Raw genomic sequence first — 20,729 nt, 5'->3', positions numbered from 1 at the left:
TGGATCGTCAGGTTTGCACAGAACAATGCAGTGCCTGAACTTTATAAGGAGATGAAAATGAATCGTTATGTCTACGTTGGCAGTGCCTATCCCACCGGCTTTGCGATGGTTATCCAGATTCTGGATACGGAGGAGGGCCTGCCGACTGCGCCGATCGAGGGAGTATCGGGCGTATGGGTTGATGCGACAGGCAATACGACAGTTCAAGTCGGCTGGAAGGCTTTTCAGTCCTGGCAACCTAATGGCACTGTCATATTTGTTTTTGTTGAGCTGACCGACGAAGACCACCTCGCGCTCGCACGTGCCCGTCTTCGCAAGGAAATGGATGACGCCGTCGAATGGCTGAATTTCCACCCTCTGCATTACAAGCACGATCTGGGTATTGCCACGTCTGAAGAAGAGGCGAAGTTGCTCGCTTACAAACAGTACTTCGTTGCTCTTGGCGAGGTGAACAGTCAACCGGGCTACCCAGCCTCGATCAACTGGCCAGTGATCCCCTTCTGATTCCGTCATGAGCGGCAGTGCAAAACTGAGCGTGCATTACTGAAAAGCCCGGCCAATGCGCCGGGCTTTTTGGAATGCCTGCCTCAAGAGAAAACGATTGAAACCAACACACACACACCACTCATCAATCACCCACGGAGGCGTGACATGACAAACGAGCAACAAGCGTTGGCGGACATGCCGATCTGGCTGGTCATCCTCCTGGCCGTCGTGGGCGGGGTGTCCGGCGAAATGTGGCGTGCCGACAAGGAGGGCGCTCGCGGCTGGTCACTGTTGCGGCGCCTGGCCTTGCGCTCCGGCGCCTGCATGATCTGCGGTGTCTCGGCGATCATGCTGCTGTATGCCGCCGGGCTGTCGATCTGGGCCGCTGGGGCATTTGGTTGTCTCACCGCAATGGCCGGTGCCGACGTGGCCATCGGTCTTTACGAACGCTGGGCCGCCAAGCGCATCGGCGTCTGCGAAGTTCCGCCGCGCGATCCGCAATAACCCCTCACTTTCCTGTCTCGCTGCACGCCGTGCGGCGGGACTTCGCGTGGACATCAGAAAAAGGAGGTCAAGCATGCCCGCACCGATCCAGCAGCCTTCGCAACTGTTCATGGCGATGGCGACAGCCTTGCGCAACAGCTCCGAGCTGAACGTGCAGGTCGGCAGTCACGATGACTTCACGGCCCCCGGCGACAAGGCCTGGGTGCTGATCGACATCGAGCGAAATGCACCGGGAGAGCGCGCCGCCAATGGGCGCATCGCCCATGTGCTGACGCTGTCGTTGCAAGTCATTCCGGCGCTGTCCGCCACGGCGTTTGCCGCCTGTGACCTGATCGCCGCCCTGAAGAATCTGGTCACCGACAACCGCTGGGGCCTGTCCGGCGATCAATGCGATCTGCCGATGAACATCGATGGATTGCCGTCATTGCTCATCCGCGCCGACCAGCCGAACAAAGCCTGGACATTGTCTTTCAACCAGACCCTCTACTTGGGCCCGACCCTGCTGGACGACCCGCTCGGTACACCGAAATTCGCCCGCACCTGGGAAGTCAGCGACATCGACGATCCCGACCAATACACCACGCTGGAGGCCTGACCGATGTTCGACGCGTTACTGCGAATGCAGCTGGGCCCGATCATCGAACGCCTGGCCGAGATGGAAGCGGAAATCGAAGACCTGCACCGGCGTGCCGAAAGTTATTGCCGCATCGGCATCTGTCAGGAAGTCGATGCCGCCAGTAACACCTGCAGAGTCAGCCATGGCGGATTGCTGACACCGGCCATCAAGTTCTTCAACCCCAGCGCCGGTGCGCAGAGCGAGTCGCGGATCCCGACGGTGGGTGAGCAGTGTCTGCTGTTCAACTACGGCAGCGGCGAAAGCGGCGCGCAGAGCGTGGCGTTGTTCGGCCTCAACAGTGACCGTTTTCCACCGACCTCGACGGTGCCGACGTTGACTCGTCGCGTCCATCAGGACGGCAGCGAAAGCGGCTACGACGACGCCACGCACACGCTGCATTGGCAAAACGGCCCGGCCGCCTTCAACGGTTCTCGCGAGTCGCTTGAGCTGAGCATCGGGCCGGCACGGCTGGCGATGACCCCGCAAGCGATCAACCTGCAACTGGGCGCGGTCGGGCTGACCATCGACGCCTCGGGCGTGCACTTCAGCGGCCCGTTGGTGGATCACCAGGGCCGCGTCATCAGCCCCTGAATCAAGAGCTTCCCATGATCGGAATCGAAAGAGACAGCGGGGCCACGGTCGACGACTGGCTGCAATTCGTGCAGCGCGCGACTCGGGCCCTGACCACGCCGCTGGGCACCCGGCAAAAACGGCCCTTGTACGGTTCGCTGATCCCCACGCTGCTGGGGCAGAACCTGGGCGACGACATCCTGTTGCTCGCCCAGAGCCACGCGGCCCAGGCGTTCTACAACCCGCAAAACGGCATCGGCGATTTCCAGCCCGGCGTGATCGTCGCCACCCGACAGGGCGCCGGTTTGCTGCTGCGGTTTGCCGGTACCTGGAAAAACCGCCAACAGACTTTCGAGGTCGTGACATGAGCATGTTGATCCCCGGCCAGAATCAGTTGGCCGAACCCTCCTTGATCAAGGTCGATGCCTTCGAGGATCTGCTCGCCGAGTTCAAGACCTTCGTGGTCGAGTACGTCGGCGCACGTTCGCCGCAGAGCGCGGAAAAGCTCAAGACCAGCCTGGAAAACGAAAGCGAACTGCTGACCCTGGCTCTGGAGGCCTTTTGCGTTCGCCTGCAAACCCACGAACGCAAATACAACGCCCGCATCAAGCAGATGCTGGCGTGGTGGGCCACCGGCAGCAACCTTGATGCGCGGCTCGCGGACATGGGCCTGGAGCGCCAGTTGCTCGACCCGGGCGATCCGGCGGCATTCCCGCCGGTGCCGGCGATTTACGAGAGCGACGACGATGCCCGGCTGCGCTATTACCTGGCGCCCCATGCGCCGGCAGCAGGTTCGCGGATGCAGTATCGCCGCGAGGTGTTCACCCTCGGCGAACGGCCGACGGTGAAAGTCGAATCCACCGATGCGGGGGTTGTGAACGTCACTTACACCTTCGACCCGGACGGCCTCGCCGCACAGGTCAAGGACGGTAACGGTCGTCGCACCGCGCCCGGCGAAGTGCAAGTCACCGTGCTTGCCCGCGAGGGTGACGGGACGCCGTCCACGACGCTGCTCGAAGGTGTACGCCAACACTTTGCCCGGCCCGATGTTTGTCCGGAGACAGACAAGGTCACAGTCAAAGGCGCCGAGATTCAGCGCTACAAAATCCGCGTCGTGGCGAAGATTAATTCCGGCCCGGATTCGGGCCTGACCAAAGTCGCCGCCGAGCAGCATCTGCAAGCCTACGCCGACAGCTGCCATCGCCTGGAAGGCCGGGTCGACCCGAGCTGGATCGACTACACGCTGCACAGCGTCGGCGCCGTGCAATTGCAGATTCTTGAACCTCTGGATTCCGTTGTGTGCTCGGCGTTTCAAGCACCGTACTGCACGGCGGTAGAAGTCGAGGTGCAGACGCTATGACCGATCAGACACCGCGTCCGACCCTGCTGCCGGCCAACAGCTCGGCGCTGGAACGGGCACTCGACATCGGCTTCGGCGCACTACTTGATCGCGTTGCGCCGCCGTTTCCAGAACTGATGAACCCGGCCTCAACCCCCGTCGCCTTCCTGCCGTATCTCGCAGCAGATCGTGGGGTTGCCGAGTGGAGCACCGACGCACCGGAAGCGGAAAAGCGCCTGACCGTTGAACTGGCCTGGCCCACCGCGCGCCAGGCCGGCACTCGCAAGGCGCTGGAGAACGCCGCCAAGGGTTTGCAGCTCAGGCCGGAAATCCGCGCCTGGTACGAACAGACACCGCCCGGCGAGCCTTACAGCTTCACAGTACGCGCCTTCACCGAACAACCCTACAGCGAAGAAATCGACGCCCGTCTCGACCGGCGCCTGGCGGATGCCAAGAGCGAACGGGACGTGCTGTCGGTGTCGGTCGGCCTCAGCGCCTTCGGCAATCACGTCATCGGCGCCGCGACTTTCTGCGGTGAGCTGACCACGGTCTATCCGGTGTTCCTCGAAGGGCTCGAGACATCTGGCGAGGCCTTCATGGCGGCTGCGCTGTACACCGTCGAAACATCCACTATTTATCCTCAGGGGGCCTGAATGGCTGACTATTACACCCTGCTCACCAACGCAGGGATTGCCTACGAAACGGCGTGCAAGGCCGCGGGCGTACCGATCAAGTTGACGCAGATTTCCGTCGGCGACGGCGGCGGCGCGGTCTACAACCCGGCCGCGACGGCTACTGCGCTGAAACGCGAAGTCTGGCGCGGACCGCTCAACGCGCTGTTCCAGGACGAGAAAAACCCGAGCTGGCTGCTCGCCGAAGTCACCATCCCGCCGGACGTCGGTGGCTGGTACGTGCGTGAAGCCGGTCTGTGGACCGACACCGGCATTCTCTACGCGATCGTCAAATACCCGGAGTCGTTCAAACCGGTGCTGGCCACGTCGGGCTCGGGCAAAGAGTTCTACATCCGCTCGATTTTCGAGACCAGCAATGCCGCGCTGGTGACGCTGCTGATCGATGACACGGTGGTCAAGGCCACTCGGGCGTGGGTCATGAGCTACCTCGCCGAAGAACTCGGCAAGCTTGATGGCAAACAATCGGTGCGCGTCGCCGCCACCGCCAACGTGGTGTTGAACGGTGCGCAGCAGATCGACGGTGTGGCGGTGGTTGCCGGTGACCGTGTGCTGTTGCCGAACCAGACCTTGGCGAAAGACAACGGCCTGTGGATCGTCGCCAACGGCGACTGGGTTCGGGCCAACGATGCCAACGTCAGCGCCAAGGTCACCCCGGGCCTGACGGTGATGGTGGAGGAGGGGACGCTCAACGGCGATTCGCTGTGGCACCTGACCACCAATGCGCCGATTACCCTTGGCACAACAGCGCTGACATTCAAGATGCTGGCAGGGCGCACCGGGATTGCCGCCGGGACTTACAAGAGTCTGAGCGTCGACGAATACGGCCGCGCGACGGCCGGCTCGAATCCGGACACGCTGGCCGGTTTCGGCATCAAGGATTCGTACACCAAGGCTGAAGTCGAGGCGCTGATTGCCAAGGCATCGGCGTTGCCGGTGGGGTCGATTGTTGCGTTTCCGGTTGACTCGCCACCGCCGGGTTTCCTGGAGCTGGACAACAGCGTCAAGAGCAGCGCGACTTACCCGGACTTGAGCGCCTATCTGGGTGGCAAGTTCAACAAGGGGGATGAGGGCGTCGGGAATTTCCGCTTGCCTGAGGCGCGCGGGGAGTTTTTGCGGGGTTGGGATCATGGGCGGGGAGTTGATACTGGACGCGGTCTTGGTACTTCGCAGGCCGATGAACTAAAAGCGCATGCTCATGCGACCGACTACGAGCTCATTACCGATACATTTGCAGCCGGGCCCGCTATACGAAATTTTGTCCAATCCTATGGCTCGACGGATGACGTGCGAACGAAATCGACCGGAGGAGCAGAGACCCGCCCCCGCAACGTCGCAGTCATGTGGTGCATCAAAGCCTGGAACGCGCCGGTCAATCAGGGAAGCATTGACGTAGCGGCATTGGTCAAGGAAGTCTCCCGGCTCGGATCTGCCGTTCCGGTGGGTGCCGTCATGGCATTCCCGACAGGTATCGTGCCGCCCGGCTTTCTTGAGCTGAATGGCAGTGTGCAAAGCACTTCGACTTATCCGGATTTGGCGGCGTATCTCGGCACCACTTACAACAAGGGGGATGAGGGTACGGGTAACTTCCGCCTGCCGGAATCGCGCGGCGAATTCCTGCGGGGTTGGGATCATGGACGGGGTGTGGATGCTGGTCGAGCGATTGGATCATTTCAAAAGGGGACAGTGACAACCTTTGACAGCAACCCGAATCCGAACCTTACGGTCGAAGTTGTTCAGGCAACGGTGGCGGATGCTCAGGCAGATGTGTTCATACCCGCTGATTATCCAGGTGTGGCCAGATCGTACAGTACAGCAGGTGCTGTATCTTCGCCGGTATTGGTCGATGGCGGTGTTGTGAGGCCACGCAACGTCGCTGTCATGTGGTGCATCAAAGCCTGGAACGCGCCGGTCAATCAGGGGCAGATAGACGTTTCCGCACTGACCGCCGAGCTGGAAAAAATGAAATCGGCGGTACCGGTGGGCGCCTTGATGCCGTTCCCGGCTGGTGTAGTGCCGCCTGGCTATCTGGAAGCGAACGGCAGTCTTTTTCAGGACGCGCTCTATCCGCATCTTGCGACGTACCTGAACAAGAAATTCAACATCGTCGGTGACGACGCGAGCTATACGCGACTGCCGGACACTCGCGGCGAGTTTTTTCGTGGCTGGGATCACAACCGCGGTGTCGATCCAGGCCGTGCAATTGGGAGTTATCAGCTGGGTCAGGTTGAGGCGCACGAACACGGCGCGCGCGCTGGGTTGGGTATTACGGGCTCTGGCAGCAATGCGTTGGTGGCTTTCGCCAATACGGGCGTAGGGAGCTCGCTGCCGAGCGGCGCAGTTGCTCCGTATGGCGGCGCTGAAACGCGCCCGCGCAACTTGGCGGTGATGTGGTGCATCAAGGCCTGGAACACACCGGTTAACCAGGGAACGATTGATATCGCCGCGCTTGAGCAGCGGGTGATTAAACAGGAGTTTGGGCGCCTTCTGAATATTCAGAAATTCACGGAAAACGGCACCTACATTCCGACGCCGGGAATGAAGAAGGTTCGGATTCGTATTGTGGGGGGAGGGGGGGGATCTGGCGGCGCGTCGGCTACAACCGCTTCCCAGACTTCTGCGTCTGGCGGTGGTGCGGCAGGAAGCTATGCGGAAACGCTAATAACGGCGGCAGATATTGGCGCTAGCCAAGCGGTCATTGTAGGTGCTGGCGGAATCGCGGGCACGGCTTCGGGAACCAACGGAACTGGCGGCGGCGCAGGGGGGGCAAGTTCGGTAGGAGCGTTGCTGTCTGCGCCGGGTGGTTTGGGGTCAATCTACGCTATCGGGATAACTACTACAGCGTTTGGACTGATGGTGGGCGGTTATCCGGGTGCGTCAGCCTATGGAGGCAATATTGTCAACATGGCAGGCGCTCCGGGGACCCCCGGCATTACCGTGAGTGCGTCGACGCTGGCCGGCCATGGTGGTAGCGGCCCACTGGGTTCGGGTGGGAATGGAGCTGGCACCAACGGAGCGCTTCCGCCCGGTTTAGGGTATGGGGGTGGGGGTGGCGGTGTGGCCGTCGGCCCATCTTTGGCAGCGCGCAACGGCGCACCGGGCGCTGGCGGTGTTGCTATTTTCGAGGAATACGCCTGATGAAAAAATACGCCCTTCTTTACATGGGTAAGGCCGTTCAGTTGTTCGAAACCGACGGCGACATAAAGACGATGTTTCACCCGGATATGAATTGGATCGAATGCCCCGGCGAGGTCGAAGAGGGTTGGCTGTACGACGGCGAGCGTTTTGCGCCAGAAGGCGTTCCGGTGGTCTCGCTGGATGAACTCAAGGCCGCTGTGGCGGCTGAGCGCTTCGCTCGGGAGGGCGTCGGCATTGTCGTCGGCGGCCTGCAAATCGAAACGACACGCGACAGCCAGGCGCTGATTGCAAGCACCGGTCTTTCAGCCGTACTCGATCCTGAATATCGCTGCAACTTCAAAACAGTGAAGGGATTCGTCGAGATTGGCGCCGCGCAAATCATCGAAATTGCGAAAGCCGTGCGGGCGCACGTGCAGGCCTGCTTTGACCGCGAGCTGACGTTGTTACGCGCAATCGAGGCAGGCGAGTACCACGACGAAATGCTGACCGAGGGTTGGCCAGACTCATTGTCGCCCGATACCGCAGATCTCAAATAAACGCCCCGCATCCCCGGGGCGTTTTCTTTCACCCCTAAAACTTTCAACACCCGCCAAGCCCCTCCCAACGAGGGGCTTTCCCGTTTATGGAGAAACGAAAAATGGCAACCCGCCAAACCTACACCGTGCTCGTTCCATTCCCCACCGGCGGTGGGCACTGGTCGAGCGTCGGCCAGGAACTCGATCTGCTCGATGTCGAGGCCAGTGCCCTGCACAGCGCCGGTCGACTGGAGCTGAAAACAACTACCACCAAGGCCGTGAAGGCCGCTGCGAAGAAGGCTGACTGACTATGGCTGAGGTTCTGAACTTCGAGCACAACGGCATTACCGTCAATGCCACCGAATCCCCCGAGGCCATGGGTGGCCTGGGCGACAACGTCATCGGTCTGGTCGGCACCGCGCCGAAAGCCGATCCGCTGATTCCGCGTAACGCACCGTTTCGCATCAACAGCTTCACCACCCACGCACTGCTCGATCCGACAGGTTCGGAAGAGGGCACCCTGTACCACGCCGTTTACCAGATCCTCAAAGTGGTCAAGGTGCCGGTGTACGTGGTGATCGTCGAAGCGGGCGCGACCCCGGCCGATACCGTCAACGCCGTGATCGGCGGTGTTGAACCGGCCACCGGCCGCAAGCTCGGTCTGGCGGCACTGGGCAGCGTCCCGGAAGACCTGACCATCATCGGCGCGCCGGGCTTCACCGGCACCAAGGCGGTGGCCAGCGAGTTCGCCTCGTTCGGCAAGCGCATCAAGGCCCGTGTGGTGCTGGACGGCAAGGACGCCTCGGTCGCCGATCAGGTGCTGTACAGCCAGGAACTGGGCGGTGCCGACCTCGGTTTCGACCGTTGCCTGGTGGTGCACAACATGCCGGCCGTCTACTCGAAAGCCGCGAAGAAAAACGTGTTCCTCGCGCCATCCAGTCTGGCGATTGCCGCGCTGGCCAAGGTCAAGCAATGGGAAAGCCCGGGCAACCAGGTGACCTACGCCGAGGACGTGTCGCGGGTCGTTGAATACAACATCCTCGACACCTCCACCGAAGGCGATCTGCTCAACCGCTACGGCGTCAGCTACTACGCCCGCACCATCCTTGGCGGCTTCTCGCTGCTGGGCAACCGCTCGATCACCGGCAAGTTCATCAGCTACGTCGGTCTGGAAGACGCCATCAGCCGCAAGCTGGTGAAGGCCGGCCAGAAAGCCATGGCCAAGAACCTGACCAAGTCGTTCATGGATCAGGAAGTCAAACGCATCAACGACTGGCTGCAAACCCTGGTCGCCGACGAAACCATTCCCGGCGGCAGCGTGTACCTGCACCCGGAACTCAACAGCGTCGAGAAGTACAAGAACGGCACCTGGTACGTGGTCATCGACTACGGCCGCTACGCGCCGAACGAACACATGGTTTATCAACTCAACGCCCGCGATGAAATCATCGAGCAGTTCCTGGAGGACGTTCTCTAATGTTTACCAACCGCGTAAGACAGGCCATCGCGGCCACCCTGCAAGGCCTGCCGTTGTCGGCGACCGTGGAGGAATTCACTCCGCCGAAAATCGATTTCGACATGGAAAGTATGACGGGCGGTCGCTTCATCGTTGAGGAAATGGCCAAGAGCGCCAAGGCGCTGAATGCCACGCTCAAGCTGCAAGGCACCGGCGCTGAAGTGCTGCTGGCGATGGGAGTGAAACTGGGCGACGACATTCTGCTGAACGTGCGTGAAGCCGGTCAGGACCAGGACGGCAACACCTGGTTCACCTATCACACCATCGGCGGCAAGCTCAAAACCATGGGTGAAGAAGCAATCAAAATGGGTAGCAAAGCCCTGACGACGCTTGAGTTCTCCTGCCGCACCTACAACCGCCTGGAAAACGGCGTGCCGGTGATCGACATCGACGTGCGCACCCAGAAGTTCGTGCTCAACGGCGTCGATATCCTCGGTGATGCCCGTCGTGCGGTGCTGATGCCGTAAGCCTTTCGGCAGATCAGGCACAAAACCTGTGGGCGTTCATGCCCACAGGAATCTTCAAGAACACCCAAGGAATTCCTTTCATGTCGTGGATGCCACCCAAGCATGACCTGCTGTCGCCGATCACCGGTGACGACGGCTCGCAGATCGAATCGATCCAGCTCAAGCCGCTGTTCTACGCCGCCCAGAAAGAAGCGCTGGAACGCGCTGGCGACGATGAGGACGACCAGTTCTTCGAGCTGGCGCTGCTGGCCACCGGCTTGTCGGTCAAGGAACTCGACCAGCTCAAGCGTCCGGACTACGTGACCATCGCGCAATACGTGCACGAGATGTCGACCCGTCCGGCGTCGTACTTTCTCGAACAGGTCGAAGACGCGGAACAGTCCGACGATCCCGACCAAGTGCAATTGCTGCAACCGCTCGCCGTCACCGGCCGCACCGTGACTTCGCTGAGCCTGGAAATGCCGGCGCTGCGAGCCACCAAAGTGATGAAGAAACTGAAAACGGCCAAGGAACGCGCCGAATTCATCACCGCCCATTGCACCGGCCTGATGATCCCCGATCTGGCCCTGTTGAGCGTGCCGGACTGGACGCAATTGCAGGTGCGCATCGACGATTTTTTAAACCAGCCGGCGGCCTTCTTTCAGAACGCGACATCGAAGTAATCCTCGATATCGTGCCGCTCATTTACCCGGTAAGTGAGGCGGAAATTCTGGAGTGGGACGCCGAAAAGGCGTTGCGCCGCTACGACATAGCGATCACTCGCCTTGGCGTGAAACAGGAGTAGAGCGGCATGGCAGAGAGCAAGTTTGTGCTCATGAATGCCGGTGAAAGCGCCGGCGCAGGATTTGGCAGTGTCTCCCTGAGCACTGCCGCGCTGAACGCAGGTGTCGGGCAACTTGCGGTGGAGCAGACCAACAGCTTGCGCCAGGCTCTGCTGACAGTCAGCGGAAAAATCGTGCTGCTGACGACGGCAATCGATGCATTGAGCGTGACCCTGACCGCCTTGCGTGGGTTGCCGCAGGCAGTGAGTACCGGAGCGAAGGGTGAGTCTGGCGGAGGGCAGAAAACGCCGGAAAAATCCTCTGCGGGGGCTGAGCCTCCCGAGACGCGCAGGGCCGCGATGGCCATGGATTCGGCGGCGGCCACGCTTGCGAGTGTGGCGCAGCTCTCCCGCGATGACGGGAAAGACATGGCACTCACGAGCTTGAAAATGGCCAGTGCCACCCTGGTGGCTGCCGGAGGCACTACCGGGGTCGAGCTGGTCAGGATTGAAACGCTGGCGGCCAAGGCGGGAATCGGCAACGAAGCGGTAAACGCCGAGGCGAAGAAACTCGAGTTGCTGAACTTTGCCAGCGATGCGGCGATCACCGCATCGGCATTCAAGGTTACAGGGCTGGAAGCCGGCGAAATGTTGAAGGTCTGGCGCACCTCGATGAAGCTCTCGCGTGATCAAGCCCTTGATCTGGCGGACGCGGCCAACCATCTCGGCAAAATGCCCGGAGATGTGCAGACAGCGGACATCGGTTCTGTCTTGCAGCAGTCGGGCGAGGCGGCAATCAGCGCAGGCTTGCAACCGGAACAGGCTGCGGCATTGACGGCAGCGTTGCTCAACAGCGGCACGAAAAAAGACGATGCCGGCAATGCGCTGAAGAATATTTCCAGTGCGCTGGGCAAGGGCGATCAAGCCTCCATGGCCGAGAAAGGTGCCTGGAAGCAGTTGGGCCTGGATCCCAAGGAAGTGGCCGAAGCCATGCGTGATCCTGACAAACAGAATGCCCAAGGCGCTGTTTTGTCGGTGCTTGCGGCCTTGAATACCAGACCGGTGGAGCAGCGCTCGACATTGGCCCGGACATTGTTCGCGGACAGTGGAGACGCCGCGTTGTCGCTGTCTCAGGACCTCGGCAAGGTGAACGAAGCCTTTTACCTGGTCAGCGACAAAAGCCGATACGCGACATCGAAGCTGGGTGATAAAAGCTCGGTGAAAGAGTCTGCACTGGCACTTGCCAACACTCAGCAGGGGCAGTGGAACATCAAGAATGCCCGTGAGGAACGTTTGGCGGTCGCCAAAGGCAATGCACTGGCGCCGGATATCGAAACTCCCGGTGAGAGCCATTCGATAGACAGGCTGAGCGATCTGGCCGAAACCTACCCGAAAACCGCGGGTGCAGTTCTGACGGCGACGGCCTGGATCAAACCGGTGTTCGACGCCGTGACCGATGCGGTTGTCGGTGAGCTGAAAGACCGGGGAGGCAAATGGATCGTTGATAAAGCTGCCAGTTACCTTCCCGGTCGTTCAAAGCTCGGCTTGTCTGCAGCAACCTCTGCGACTGCCGTGGCTGAATCTCAGGGCCTGGCTCTGACCGGTCGCAGTGCCAGCTCTGGCAACGGTCTGAAGATACTGGAACAGACTGCAAGGGTTGCTGCTCCGCGGCTGGAGCCTGTGCTCGCATCGGTGCAGCCGGTCTCGCGCTGGATGCCTTGGCAGGCGAAGGCGGCGATTGGCGCTTCGCTTGTCGCCGAAGGTATTGCCAGCGGTGACAAACAACAGATTGGCAAAGGACTCGGTGCCGCCGGTGGTGCGTGGGCCGGCGCAGTCGCCGGCAGCTCGATCGGTGCCTCCATAGGAAGTGTGGGGTTGGCGCCGGGCATGGCACTTGGCGGTCTGATCGGTGGATTGGTCGGGGGATGGCTGGGCGCTGAAGGAGGAGGTTTTTTGGGTGAGAAACTGACGACCACCGCGCCGGACAAACTCGCCCCGCCGGCCGAGGTCGCCAAAGATCTGGCGGGCGCACAGACGCAGAACCAGCAAGTTTCCTTCGCTCCGACGATCCAGGTCACCTGTCCTGCACCCGACACGGCTCAGCAAATTCATTCGATTATCGAGCAACAGCTGTCCGGCCAGTTCCACGGACCTTTCATGTCGCTGCTGACCACCAACCCCTTGGGCACGCGCCGCGATGCAGCCCTGACTGACGGAGCCGGTACATGAAACAACAAATGGCACTGGGCAGTTTCATCTTCGGTCTGTCTCGGGATTTTGCGTACAGCACGCTGTCGCGAAAATCCGAGGGTGGCTGGACCGAGTTGCAGATCCTCAACAGCAAACCCAGATCCCATCAGACAGGGCAGAAGCCTGAAACCCTGACCATCTCCGGCACCTCGATGTACGCCGTGGGGATGGAACGGCTCGATGAATTGCGTGCGCTGCAAGCACTGCGTGTACCGTTGCCGTTGATTGACGGCATCGGTCGCAACTGGGGTTTGTGGCGGATCAACAGCATCGACGAAAACCAGAGCGAGGTCATCGATGACGGCACCGCGATGGTGATCAAGTGGGTCATCGGATTGTCGGAGTTCAACAATGCGTAAGGTACGAAGCGTGGCCGGTGACTCGGTGAATATGTTGCTCTACCGCGAAACCGGTCGCAGCGATGACAGCGCCGAAGAAGCCCTGTGGACACTCAACCCGACCCTGGCCGAGCACGGCCCGATCCTGCCGGCAGGTGTCTGGGTGACGCTGCCGGAGCTCGACTCGAAACCGGCTGCAATCAAACCGGTTCTGGCCTGGGATTAAGGAGGCTGCATGGCACAGGGATTTACGCCGGCGATCGAAATCTACGGCTCCAACGCGGCTTTGCTCAACCAGCGTCTGATCAGTTGGGAACACATCGATGCCGCCGGGATGGAGTCCGATCAACTGACGCTGGTGCTCGATCTGGAAGGCCTTGAAGGCTTGCCGACCCTGGGCGGAACCATCGGGTTGCGGGTGGGGTATCTGGAGACCGGGCTGGTCGAAAAAGGCCAGTTCAAGGTCACTCGACTGACACCCACGCTGTTCCCGCTGCGCCTGACGCTTGTCGCGACCGCCGCGCCTTTCAGCGGCAAGGACGACACCGGATTCAAGGAACGGCGCACGGCCAGTCATGGCCCTATAACCCTTGGCGGACTGTTTCGCGAGCTGGTCTCGAGACACGGATTCTCGCCGCGTGTGGATCCCGAACTGGCGCTGATCAGGATCGCCCATGTCGACCAGTCGAACGAAACCGACATGAGCTTCATCACACGCCTGGCGAAAAAGTACGACGCGGTGGCCAAACCGTTCAACGACCTTTACGTACTGGCGAATCCGGCACAGCTCAAAAACCTGTCGGGCCAGGTGATACCGGACGTCAGGCTGTCGGTGACCCAAAACAATCGGCCGGGCGATCACGCCTTCATCAGCGCCACGCTGGAAGAAACCGCCCGCACCCAGAATCAGGGTTGCAAAACCTCATTCTGGGACGGTGCTCTCGGCAAGCTGCGGGAGGTGATCACCGGTTCCGAACCCTACAAGGTCATTCGCCAGAAACTGGCCAGCGAAGAAGAAGCCAAAGCCATCGGCGAGGCCGAAGTGCGCAAGATGCTGCGCGAGAAATACAAGCTGAAGGTCACCTGCCCGGGCGATCCCCTGCTGGCAGCCGAAGGTCTGCTGGTACTCGACGATACCTGGCCGGACTTCATGCGCGGTCGCTGGTCGATCGAGAAAGTCACTGCCAGCGGCAAGCGCGAGGAAAGCTATCGCTGCCTGATCGAAGCGACCGGCCGGGATCCCGAGGCAAAAGCCAAGGACTGATCCTCCGATCTCACCGCCACACGCATCACTGTGGCCACTCCCACATCCTGGAACGCTCCCCATGAAGATCTCTCCGATCCTCACGCAGCTGCGTGCGCAATGCCCAAGCCTTGCCGGCCATATCGCGACAGGTGTCGACCTGGCGCTGCTGCAAGGCGACCCGAATCTGCCGATGCCCTCGGCCCATGTTTTACCGCTGTCGGACGTAGCTAGCGCCAGCTCTTCACAGAACTCCCTCAGCCAACCGATCCGCGACCGCTTCGAAATCATCCTGGCACTCGATGCCACGGACGCCACAAAAGCGCTGGATCTGTTGCACGACCTGCGCGCCGAACTGTGGCGTGCACTGGTGGGTTTCAAACCCGATTCCAACTACAGCGCCATCGTTTATGACGGCGGCGAAACGGTCTCGATCAACAGCAGCCGCGCGTTCTACCGGCTGCGCTTTTTTGCCGAGTTCCAGCTGGGCCGCAATCTGCCAAGTCAGCCTGCGGAGAGTTGGCACGAACGCGAACTGGACGGTTTGTCGTCCTTTACCGGGGCCACCGTGCGGGTCGATGCGATCGACCCGGCCGACCCCAACCTGAAACGCCCGGGCCCTGACGGGCGCGTGGAAATGACTTTCTCTGGAGACGTAACCCCATGAGCAACCGCATCACCGTAGTGCCGGCCCCTGGCCGTGCCGTGCCGGACCCGGAAGCCGGCGACCTGCTGCCACTGGAAGGCCGTGAAGTGCTGGACAGCGCCTGGTGGCGCCGGCGTCTGGCCGACGGCGATATCACCCTCAAAACCGCAACAGCCAAACAAAAGGGAGCCAAATAATGGCGATCGGATTCAGTAACATCCCTGCGGACATTCGTGTACCGCTGTTCTATGCCGAAATGGACAACTCGGCCGCCAATAGCGCGTCCTCGTCCATGCGTCGCCTGATCGTGGCGCAGGTCAACGACAACATCGCCCCGAGCGAAGTCGGCAAACTGGTGCTGGTCTCCAGCGTGGCGCTGGCCAAGAGCATTGGCGGCCAGGGCTCGATGCTCGCCTCGATGTACGAGACCTTCCGCAAGGCCGACCCGATCGGTGAGATCTGGTGCCTGCCGCTGCACAACGCCACCGGCGCCATCGCCAAAGGCGTGCTGACCCTGACCGGCACCGCGACCCAGGCTGGCGTGCTCAACCTGTATGTCGGCGGCGTCCGCGTCCAGGCCACTGTGGTCAACGGTGCCACTGCGGCACAAGCGGCGATTGCCCTGGCACAGAAAATCAACGCCACCGCCGATCTGCCGGTGAGCGCAGCAGCGGCCGAAGGCGTCGTCACTCTGAACGCCAAATGGACCGGCGAGAGCGGCAACGACATCAGCCTGCAATTCAATCGCCTGGGCAAGAGCAACGGTGAAGAAACCCCGGCCGGCCTGACCACCGCAATCACCGCCATGACCGGCGGCGTCGGTGTGCCTGACCAGGTTGAAGCGGTTGCTGCACTGGGTGATGAGCCGTTCGAGTTCATCACACTGCCATGGTCCGACCTGGCCACCCTCAACACCTGGCAAGCGGTCATGGACGACAGCACCGGCCGCTGGTCGTGGGCCAAGCAACTGTTCGGTCACGTTTACAGCGCCAAGCGCGGCACCGTCGGCACGCTGGTGGCAGCCGGTCAGGCTCGCAACGACCAGCACATGACCATTCAGGCGCTGGAACCGGGCGTTCCGCAACCGGTGTGGGTACAAGCTGCAGCACTGACCGCGCGCACGGCGGTGTTCATCTCGGCTGACGCCAGCCGTCCGACCCAGAGCGGCAGCCTGCCGGGTGTCGATCCGGCGCCGGCGAGCGAGCGCTTCACCCTGACCGAGCGTCAGTCGCTGCTCAACTACGGCATCGCCACCGCGTACTACGAAGGCGGCTACGTGCGCATCCAGCGCTCGATTACCACCTACCAGAAAAACGCCTACGGCCAGGCTGACAACTCGTACCTGGACAGCGAAACCATGCACCAGTCGGCGTTCATCGTGCGTCGTCTGCAAAGCGTGATCACCAGCAAGTACGGTCGCCACAAACTGGCTTCCGACGGCACCCGTTTTGGCGCCGGCCAGCCGATCGTCACCCCGGCGACCATTCGCGGTGAGCTGATCGCCCAGTACGCCAAGCTCGAACTCGAAGGCCACGTGGAAAACGCCGAGCTGTTCGCCGAGCACCTGATCGTCGAGCGCGACGTGCAGGACCCGAGCCGCGTGAACGTGCTGTTCCCGCCGGATTACATCAACGGTCTGCGCGTGTTCGCACTGCTCAACCAGTTCCGCCTGCAGTACGACGACGTCGCCTGATCGGCGCGTCTGACACTGTGATTTCAGCCCACCTTGCGTGGGCTTTTTATTTGAAGGGAGTAACACCATGGGTCAACTGATTGCAGGCACCTGCTACGTCAAGGTCGACGGTGCACAACTGACTATCAACGGCGGCTGCGAAGCCCCGCTGATGGCCGTCAAACGCGAAACCGTCGTACCGGGTTTCTACAAGGAAACCGACATCGCGCCATCGTTCAAGGTGACCGCGCTGCACACCGCCGACTTCCCGCTGAAGAAGCTGATCGAAGGCACCGACATCACCGTCACCTGTGAATTCAGCAACGGCAAAGTCTATGTACTGGCCGGTGCCTACCTGGTCGAAGAGCCCGTCTCCAAAGGCGATGACGCCACCATCGAACTGAAATTCGAAGGCATCAAGGGGACCTGGCAATGAGCGGCGCCGTGAAGCTTCAGGTTGCGATCGAAGCTCACGGCGAGCCCCTGACCGAACTCGTCCTGCGCCGTCCGACGGTGCAGGAGGTGCGAGCGATCAAGGCGCTGCCGTACAAGATCGACAAGAGCGAAGAGGTCAGCCTCGACATGGACGTGGCGGCCAAATACATCGCCGTGTGCGCCGGCATTCCGCCGTCGTCGGTCAACCAGCTGGATCTGGCTGACCTCAACGCGCTGAGCTGGGCCGTTGCGAGTTTTTTCATGAGTGCGGCGTCGGAGCCATCACCGACCTGATTTCGGTCGCCTATGACCTGGCCTGGTTCTGGAAGGTTGACCCCGAACAGATGATGGCCAGGCCACTGGATGTGCTTCGCGAATCGCTGGAGCACGCGCAACGGATCAATGCGATGCAGCAGGTGCAGTGATGGCAGAAGAAACCAAAGCTAAAGCGTCGGTGCTGCTTACAGGCATCGACGAACTGTCACCCAAACTCGGCGCCCTGCGAGTGAAGGTCGATGACTTCAAGAAAAACCTCGAACAGACTGGCCTCGGCAAACTCGACATCAGCGGTCTGTTCAAGGGCGGCAGCGTGATTACGCCGTTCGTGGACGGCATCAAATCCGCCGCAGCCTTTCAGGGCAAGCTTGCCGAGGTCAGCGAGACGGCGAAAACCGTCGACCTGCCGGACACGCCCAAAGCCGCCGCGCAGAACATGAACGTGTTCAGCGCATCCATGGAGAAGGTATCCGCTGCGGTGGACGCCGCACTGGTGCCGGCGGTGGGCGCATTGGTGGTCGGGCTGGAGCCGATGCTGACCCAGGTCGGCAGCCTGCTGGCCGACAATCCGAAACTGGTCGAAGGGCTGGCGGCGGGGGCGATTGCGTTTTCCGCCATGCAGACCGCCGTCACCGGTATGACTCAGGTGATGGACGTCATGAGCATGGTGCTCAAGACCAACCCGATCATGCTGATCGCCATGGGCGTTGCGCTGGCGGCCGGTTTGATCGTGGCCAACTGGACACCAATTTCCGCGTTCTTCACCGGATTGTGGGAGGGCGTGAAAAATGCCGGGGCCAGTGCAATGGCGACATTGCGCTCAGTGCTCGACTGGCGGCCGCTGGATGCACTGGCGGCGCTGTGGGAACCGGTCACGGGGTTCTTCTCGGGAATCTGGGACAAGGTCAAGGTCGTGACCGCGCCGGTGATCGACTTCTTCAAGTCGGTTTTCTCGTGGTCGCCCGCCGGCATGATCCTGGAAAACTGGGGACCGCTGACGGGACTGTTTTCGGCGATCTGGGAACTGCTCAAGGCCTTGAGTGTGCCGGTGATGGCGTTCCTCAGAAACCTGTTTGACTTCTCGCCAATGCAGATGATCGACAGTGCATGGGGTGGTGTGGTCCGGTTCTTCGAACCGATGTTCAGCAGCCTGCGAAAAGCCGCGCAACCGGCCAAAGAATTCCTGGTGTCGTTGTTCGACTTCTCGCCGATGCAGATGATCACCAGCGCTTGGGGCGGTGTTGTTGCGTACTTCCAGCCGGTGTGGACGACGCTGCAATCGGCCGTGCAAAGCACCCGGGATACGTTGCGGGCACTGTTCGATTTTTTCCCGATGGAAATGATCACCAGCGCCTGGGGTGGTGTTGTCGGATTCTTCGAACCGATCTGGACGGCACTGCAAACGTCAGTGCAACAGGTCAAAGGCTTTTTCACCGGTCTGTTCGAGTGGTCGCCGCTGGAGCAGATTGCGCAGTACTGGCAGCCCATCGGTGAGGTTTTCTCGGCGCTGTGGGGTGTTGTGCTGGCGCTGTCCGCGCCGGTCGTGGATTTTTTGCACGGCCTGTTTGAATGGAAACCCCTGGATCAGATCATTGAGAGCTGGGGGCCGATTGTCGGGTGGTTCGGCGAGCTGTGGCAAAAGCTGCAAACCGTCATCGCACCGATCAAGGAACTGTTCGACGGTGGCTTCGCCGGGCTGATCGCCAAGGTCACCGGCAAGGTCGAAACCCTGACCGAAGCGCAACGCCAGACCAATGCCGAAGGCAAGGGGGAACTGGCGCCGGCATTTTTCGGTGCCAGCTCGAAACCCGAGGGCGGCAGTGCGTTGCAGGGCGGCTCGTTGCCGCAATCTTCCAGCGCACTGATCCAGCAAAGCGCCGCCAACAACCGTACGCAACTCGAAGGCGGCCTGACGGTGCGCTTCGAAAACGCACCGGCGGGGCTGCGCACCGATCAACCGCAAACCAATCAACCGGGGCTGGCGCTCAATTCGCGCATCGGCTATCGCTCGCTGTCCATGGGAGGTTCCAATGAACTGGCGTGACCGTTTGTTGCCGGCATCCTTTCGCGGTGTCGGCTTCTGGATCGACCAGGCGAAAACCCCGGTCGGTCGCAAGGGGCAGTTGCACGAATACCCGCAACGCGACCTGCCGTTTTTCGAGGACCTCGGCCAGCAGGCCAAGACCCACGACCTGACGGCGTTCATCATCGGTGCCGATTGCCTGGAGCAGCGCGACAAGCTGCTCCAGGCCCTGGAACAGGGCAGCGGCGAACTGGTGCATCCGTGGCTGGGGCGCTTGCAGGTCAAGGTAGGCGAGTGCGACATGACCCATACCCGCCAGGACGGCGGGATGGTGACGTTCAGTCTGAAGTTCTACCCGGACCGACCTCTGCCGTTTCCGACGGCGACGGTCAGCACGCAAAAAGTCCTGCTGATCAAGGCCGAAGGTTTACTCGGCTCGGCGGTGGCGCGCTTCGAACAGGCGATGACCCTGATCAAGGCGGCGCGGATCGGCATCGCCAATCTGCGCAACAGCCTCACCGGCGTGTACGACGTGATCAAGGAGCAGTTGAAGCCGCTGATCGCGCAGTACAAGCAGATCACCGAGCTGGTCAGGGCCGTGAAGGAGCTGCCCAAGGAAGTGGCGGCGGAGTTCAAGGGGTTGCTCGGCGATATCAAGGAGCTGAAAGCATTCGCGAAGGAGGGCTACCGTGGCGTGATTGCCGACGTGTCCCAACAGATCGAAGCCATCCGCAAGGCCGACGCGCCGAAAATCACCACCGGCAAGGACACCAACGCCGCCGCGCAGGCGATGGCCAACCTGGTGCAGGACACCCTGATCGTCAAAGTGGCGCAATGGGTGGCCTCGATGCCGGTGGCGTCGACGCCGGTGAAACTGACCTCGACACCTTCGCTGGACCAGCAATCGAAGCAGCCGGTCACGCGTCAGGAAGTGCCGGTCACCGACGATCTGCAAACGCTGCAAAAAGAGTTGAACGAAGCGCTGCAAAAGGCCCAGGACAAGGCCGACCCCGCGCACTACCAGGCCATCGCCGATGTGAAGGAAGCGCTGATCGCGCACCTCAAGGCCGTGGCTTCATCCGGTGTGCGACTGGTCAGCAAAACCTTTCAGGAAACCTTTCCGGCAGTGGTCGTGGCCTACAAACAGTTTGGCGACGCCACCCGTGTGACCGAGGTCATTCAGCGCAACGGTCTGTCTCATCCGAGCTTCCCACCCAACGAAGTCAAAGTTTCCAGGGAGTGAGCC

Annotated in this window: 24 protein-coding genes; all 24 read left to right on the top strand. The window is 61.2% G+C overall.

Features of this window, described 5'->3' with window-relative positions:
* Positions 1 to 57: 57 nt before the first annotated feature.
* The 24 genes from BMZ46_RS06035 (at position 58) to BMZ46_RS05920 (ending at position 20,726) form a co-directional block, all read left to right on the top strand.
* Positions 58 to 504: a tail fiber assembly protein gene (locus tag BMZ46_RS06035; RefSeq protein ID WP_052266599.1), complete on the top strand. Its 447-nt coding sequence runs from the start codon at positions 58 to 60 to the stop codon at positions 502 to 504.
* Between the two features lie 147 nt (positions 505 to 651).
* Entirely contained in the window at positions 652 to 990 is a 339-nt protein-coding gene (locus BMZ46_RS06030; protein ID WP_039771226.1) for a phage holin family protein, read from the top strand.
* 73 nt (positions 991 to 1,063) lie between these two features.
* Complete coding sequence (locus BMZ46_RS06025) at positions 1,064 to 1,585, top strand: hypothetical protein (protein WP_039771228.1); 522 nt, start codon at positions 1,064 to 1,066, stop codon at positions 1,583 to 1,585.
* Positions 1,586 to 1,588: 3 nt separating this feature from the next.
* Positions 1,589 to 2,197, top strand: coding sequence for a phage baseplate assembly protein V (locus BMZ46_RS06020; protein WP_039771230.1), 609 nt, complete (start codon positions 1,589 to 1,591; stop codon positions 2,195 to 2,197).
* Positions 2,198 to 2,211: 14 nt separating this feature from the next.
* Positions 2,212 to 2,544: a phage baseplate protein gene (locus tag BMZ46_RS06015; RefSeq protein ID WP_074691315.1), complete on the top strand. Its 333-nt coding sequence runs from the start codon at positions 2,212 to 2,214 to the stop codon at positions 2,542 to 2,544.
* The gene (locus tag BMZ46_RS06010; RefSeq protein WP_074691317.1) at positions 2,541 to 3,536 is read left to right on the top strand and encodes a baseplate J/gp47 family protein; all 996 of its coding nucleotides are present in this window, start codon (positions 2,541 to 2,543) and stop codon (positions 3,534 to 3,536) included. The genes BMZ46_RS06015 and BMZ46_RS06010 overlap by 4 nt, the downstream gene beginning before the upstream one ends.
* Entirely contained in the window at positions 3,533 to 4,168 is a 636-nt protein-coding gene (locus BMZ46_RS06005) for a phage tail protein I (RefSeq protein ID WP_074691319.1), read from the top strand. The genes BMZ46_RS06010 and BMZ46_RS06005 overlap by 4 nt, the downstream gene beginning before the upstream one ends.
* A complete protein-coding gene (locus BMZ46_RS06000) occupies positions 4,169 to 7,342 on the top strand; it encodes a phage tail protein (protein ID WP_092163857.1) in 3,174 nt (1,057 codons plus the stop codon).
* On the top strand, positions 7,342 to 7,878 hold the full coding sequence (locus tag BMZ46_RS05995; protein ID WP_081353140.1) for a DUF4376 domain-containing protein: 537 nt from the start codon (positions 7,342 to 7,344) through the stop codon (positions 7,876 to 7,878). Before BMZ46_RS06000 ends, BMZ46_RS05995 begins: the two co-directional genes overlap by 1 nt.
* Before the next feature lie 101 nt (positions 7,879 to 7,979).
* Complete coding sequence (locus BMZ46_RS05990) at positions 7,980 to 8,165, top strand: hypothetical protein (RefSeq protein ID WP_064593825.1); 186 nt, start codon at positions 7,980 to 7,982, stop codon at positions 8,163 to 8,165.
* Between the two features lie 2 nt (positions 8,166 to 8,167).
* Positions 8,168 to 9,334 carry a phage tail sheath protein gene (locus tag BMZ46_RS05985; RefSeq protein WP_074691321.1) on the top strand — a complete coding sequence of 389 codons (1,167 nt, stop codon included), beginning with the start codon at positions 8,168 to 8,170 and terminating at the stop codon, positions 9,332 to 9,334.
* Positions 9,334 to 9,840, top strand: a complete 507-nt coding sequence (locus tag BMZ46_RS05980; RefSeq protein ID WP_074691323.1) for a phage major tail tube protein — start codon at positions 9,334 to 9,336, stop codon at positions 9,838 to 9,840. Before BMZ46_RS05985 ends, BMZ46_RS05980 begins: the two co-directional genes overlap by 1 nt.
* 80 nt (positions 9,841 to 9,920) lie before the next feature.
* Complete coding sequence (locus tag BMZ46_RS05975; RefSeq protein ID WP_074691325.1) at positions 9,921 to 10,502, top strand: phage tail assembly protein; 582 nt, start codon at positions 9,921 to 9,923, stop codon at positions 10,500 to 10,502.
* Positions 10,503 to 10,630: 128 nt separating this feature from the next.
* Positions 10,631 to 12,829 carry a phage tail tape measure protein gene (locus BMZ46_RS05970; RefSeq protein ID WP_074691327.1) on the top strand — a complete coding sequence of 733 codons (2,199 nt, stop codon included), beginning with the start codon at positions 10,631 to 10,633 and terminating at the stop codon, positions 12,827 to 12,829.
* Positions 12,826 to 13,209, top strand: a complete 384-nt coding sequence (locus BMZ46_RS05965) for a phage tail protein (protein WP_007954886.1) — start codon at positions 12,826 to 12,828, stop codon at positions 13,207 to 13,209. The genes BMZ46_RS05970 and BMZ46_RS05965 overlap by 4 nt, the downstream gene beginning before the upstream one ends.
* Entirely contained in the window at positions 13,202 to 13,414 is a 213-nt protein-coding gene (locus tag BMZ46_RS05960; RefSeq protein WP_039771248.1) for a tail protein X, read from the top strand. Before BMZ46_RS05965 ends, BMZ46_RS05960 begins: the two co-directional genes overlap by 8 nt.
* Before the next feature lie 9 nt (positions 13,415 to 13,423).
* The gene (locus BMZ46_RS05955) at positions 13,424 to 14,452 is read left to right on the top strand and encodes a phage tail protein (RefSeq protein ID WP_074691329.1); all 1,029 of its coding nucleotides are present in this window, start codon (positions 13,424 to 13,426) and stop codon (positions 14,450 to 14,452) included.
* A 61-nt stretch (positions 14,453 to 14,513) separates the two neighbouring features.
* Positions 14,514 to 15,098 carry a phage tail terminator protein gene (locus tag BMZ46_RS05950; RefSeq protein ID WP_074691331.1) on the top strand — a complete coding sequence of 195 codons (585 nt, stop codon included), beginning with the start codon at positions 14,514 to 14,516 and terminating at the stop codon, positions 15,096 to 15,098.
* A complete protein-coding gene (locus BMZ46_RS05945) occupies positions 15,095 to 15,274 on the top strand; it encodes a DUF2635 domain-containing protein (protein WP_039771254.1) in 180 nt (59 codons plus the stop codon). Before BMZ46_RS05950 ends, BMZ46_RS05945 begins: the two co-directional genes overlap by 4 nt.
* A complete protein-coding gene (locus tag BMZ46_RS05940) occupies positions 15,274 to 16,770 on the top strand; it encodes a phage tail sheath subtilisin-like domain-containing protein (RefSeq protein WP_039771256.1) in 1,497 nt (498 codons plus the stop codon). The genes BMZ46_RS05945 and BMZ46_RS05940 overlap by 1 nt, the downstream gene beginning before the upstream one ends.
* Positions 16,771 to 16,837: 67 nt before the next feature.
* Positions 16,838 to 17,185: a phage tail tube protein gene (locus BMZ46_RS05935; protein WP_007908779.1), complete on the top strand. Its 348-nt coding sequence runs from the start codon at positions 16,838 to 16,840 to the stop codon at positions 17,183 to 17,185.
* On the top strand, positions 17,182 to 17,478 hold the full coding sequence (locus BMZ46_RS05930) for a phage tail assembly protein (RefSeq protein WP_003222226.1): 297 nt from the start codon (positions 17,182 to 17,184) through the stop codon (positions 17,476 to 17,478). Before BMZ46_RS05935 ends, BMZ46_RS05930 begins: the two co-directional genes overlap by 4 nt.
* Before the next feature lie 130 nt (positions 17,479 to 17,608).
* Complete coding sequence (locus BMZ46_RS05925; protein ID WP_074691333.1) at positions 17,609 to 19,504, top strand: phage tail family protein; 1,896 nt, start codon at positions 17,609 to 17,611, stop codon at positions 19,502 to 19,504.
* Positions 19,491 to 20,726, top strand: coding sequence for a DNA circularization protein (locus tag BMZ46_RS05920; protein ID WP_039771262.1), 1,236 nt, complete (start codon positions 19,491 to 19,493; stop codon positions 20,724 to 20,726). Before BMZ46_RS05925 ends, BMZ46_RS05920 begins: the two co-directional genes overlap by 14 nt.
* Positions 20,727 to 20,729 lie beyond the last annotated feature (3 nt).

The sequence above is a fragment of the Pseudomonas sp. NFIX49 genome, from assembly GCF_900115915.1.
In the GTDB taxonomy this organism is placed as follows: domain Bacteria; phylum Pseudomonadota; class Gammaproteobacteria; order Pseudomonadales; family Pseudomonadaceae; genus Aquipseudomonas; species Aquipseudomonas pharyngis.
Note: the sequence above shows the minus strand (reverse complement) of the source record. Positions and strands in the feature narration are given on the sequence as shown.

What these genes read in the sequence shown, in the direction of transcription:
- BMZ46_RS06030 (WP_039771226.1), top strand. Translation starts at nt 652, where the DNA reads ATGACAAACGAGCAACAAGCGTTGGCGGACATGCCGATCTGGCTGGTC.
- BMZ46_RS05955 (WP_074691329.1), top strand. Translation starts at nt 13,424, where the DNA reads ATGGCACAGGGATTTACGCCGGCGATCGAAATCTACGGCTCCAACGCG.
- BMZ46_RS05995 (WP_081353140.1), top strand. Translation starts at nt 7,342, where the DNA reads ATGAAAAAATACGCCCTTCTTTACATGGGTAAGGCCGTTCAGTTGTTC.
- BMZ46_RS05990 (WP_064593825.1), top strand. Translation starts at nt 7,980, where the DNA reads ATGGCAACCCGCCAAACCTACACCGTGCTCGTTCCATTCCCCACCGGC.
- BMZ46_RS05925 (WP_074691333.1), top strand. Translation starts at nt 17,609, where the DNA reads ATGGCAGAAGAAACCAAAGCTAAAGCGTCGGTGCTGCTTACAGGCATC.
- BMZ46_RS06015 (WP_074691315.1), top strand. Translation starts at nt 2,212, where the DNA reads ATGATCGGAATCGAAAGAGACAGCGGGGCCACGGTCGACGACTGGCTG.
- BMZ46_RS05920 (WP_039771262.1), top strand. Translation starts at nt 19,491, where the DNA reads ATGAACTGGCGTGACCGTTTGTTGCCGGCATCCTTTCGCGGTGTCGGC.
- BMZ46_RS06035 (WP_052266599.1), top strand. Translation starts at nt 58, where the DNA reads ATGAATCGTTATGTCTACGTTGGCAGTGCCTATCCCACCGGCTTTGCG.
- BMZ46_RS05980 (WP_074691323.1), top strand. Translation starts at nt 9,334, where the DNA reads ATGTTTACCAACCGCGTAAGACAGGCCATCGCGGCCACCCTGCAAGGC.
- BMZ46_RS05930 (WP_003222226.1), top strand. Translation starts at nt 17,182, where the DNA reads ATGAGCGGCGCCGTGAAGCTTCAGGTTGCGATCGAAGCTCACGGCGAG.
- BMZ46_RS06025 (WP_039771228.1), top strand. Translation starts at nt 1,064, where the DNA reads ATGCCCGCACCGATCCAGCAGCCTTCGCAACTGTTCATGGCGATGGCG.
- BMZ46_RS06005 (WP_074691319.1), top strand. Translation starts at nt 3,533, where the DNA reads ATGACCGATCAGACACCGCGTCCGACCCTGCTGCCGGCCAACAGCTCG.
- BMZ46_RS05945 (WP_039771254.1), top strand. Translation starts at nt 15,095, where the DNA reads ATGAGCAACCGCATCACCGTAGTGCCGGCCCCTGGCCGTGCCGTGCCG.
- BMZ46_RS05950 (WP_074691331.1), top strand. Translation starts at nt 14,514, where the DNA reads ATGAAGATCTCTCCGATCCTCACGCAGCTGCGTGCGCAATGCCCAAGC.
- BMZ46_RS05960 (WP_039771248.1), top strand. Translation starts at nt 13,202, where the DNA reads ATGCGTAAGGTACGAAGCGTGGCCGGTGACTCGGTGAATATGTTGCTC.
- BMZ46_RS06020 (WP_039771230.1), top strand. Translation starts at nt 1,589, where the DNA reads ATGTTCGACGCGTTACTGCGAATGCAGCTGGGCCCGATCATCGAACGC.
- BMZ46_RS05975 (WP_074691325.1), top strand. Translation starts at nt 9,921, where the DNA reads ATGTCGTGGATGCCACCCAAGCATGACCTGCTGTCGCCGATCACCGGT.
- BMZ46_RS05985 (WP_074691321.1), top strand. Translation starts at nt 8,168, where the DNA reads ATGGCTGAGGTTCTGAACTTCGAGCACAACGGCATTACCGTCAATGCC.
- BMZ46_RS06000 (WP_092163857.1), top strand. Translation starts at nt 4,169, where the DNA reads ATGGCTGACTATTACACCCTGCTCACCAACGCAGGGATTGCCTACGAA.
- BMZ46_RS05940 (WP_039771256.1), top strand. Translation starts at nt 15,274, where the DNA reads ATGGCGATCGGATTCAGTAACATCCCTGCGGACATTCGTGTACCGCTG.
- BMZ46_RS05935 (WP_007908779.1), top strand. Translation starts at nt 16,838, where the DNA reads ATGGGTCAACTGATTGCAGGCACCTGCTACGTCAAGGTCGACGGTGCA.
- BMZ46_RS05970 (WP_074691327.1), top strand. Translation starts at nt 10,631, where the DNA reads ATGGCAGAGAGCAAGTTTGTGCTCATGAATGCCGGTGAAAGCGCCGGC.
- BMZ46_RS06010 (WP_074691317.1), top strand. Translation starts at nt 2,541, where the DNA reads ATGAGCATGTTGATCCCCGGCCAGAATCAGTTGGCCGAACCCTCCTTG.
- BMZ46_RS05965 (WP_007954886.1), top strand. Translation starts at nt 12,826, where the DNA reads ATGAAACAACAAATGGCACTGGGCAGTTTCATCTTCGGTCTGTCTCGG.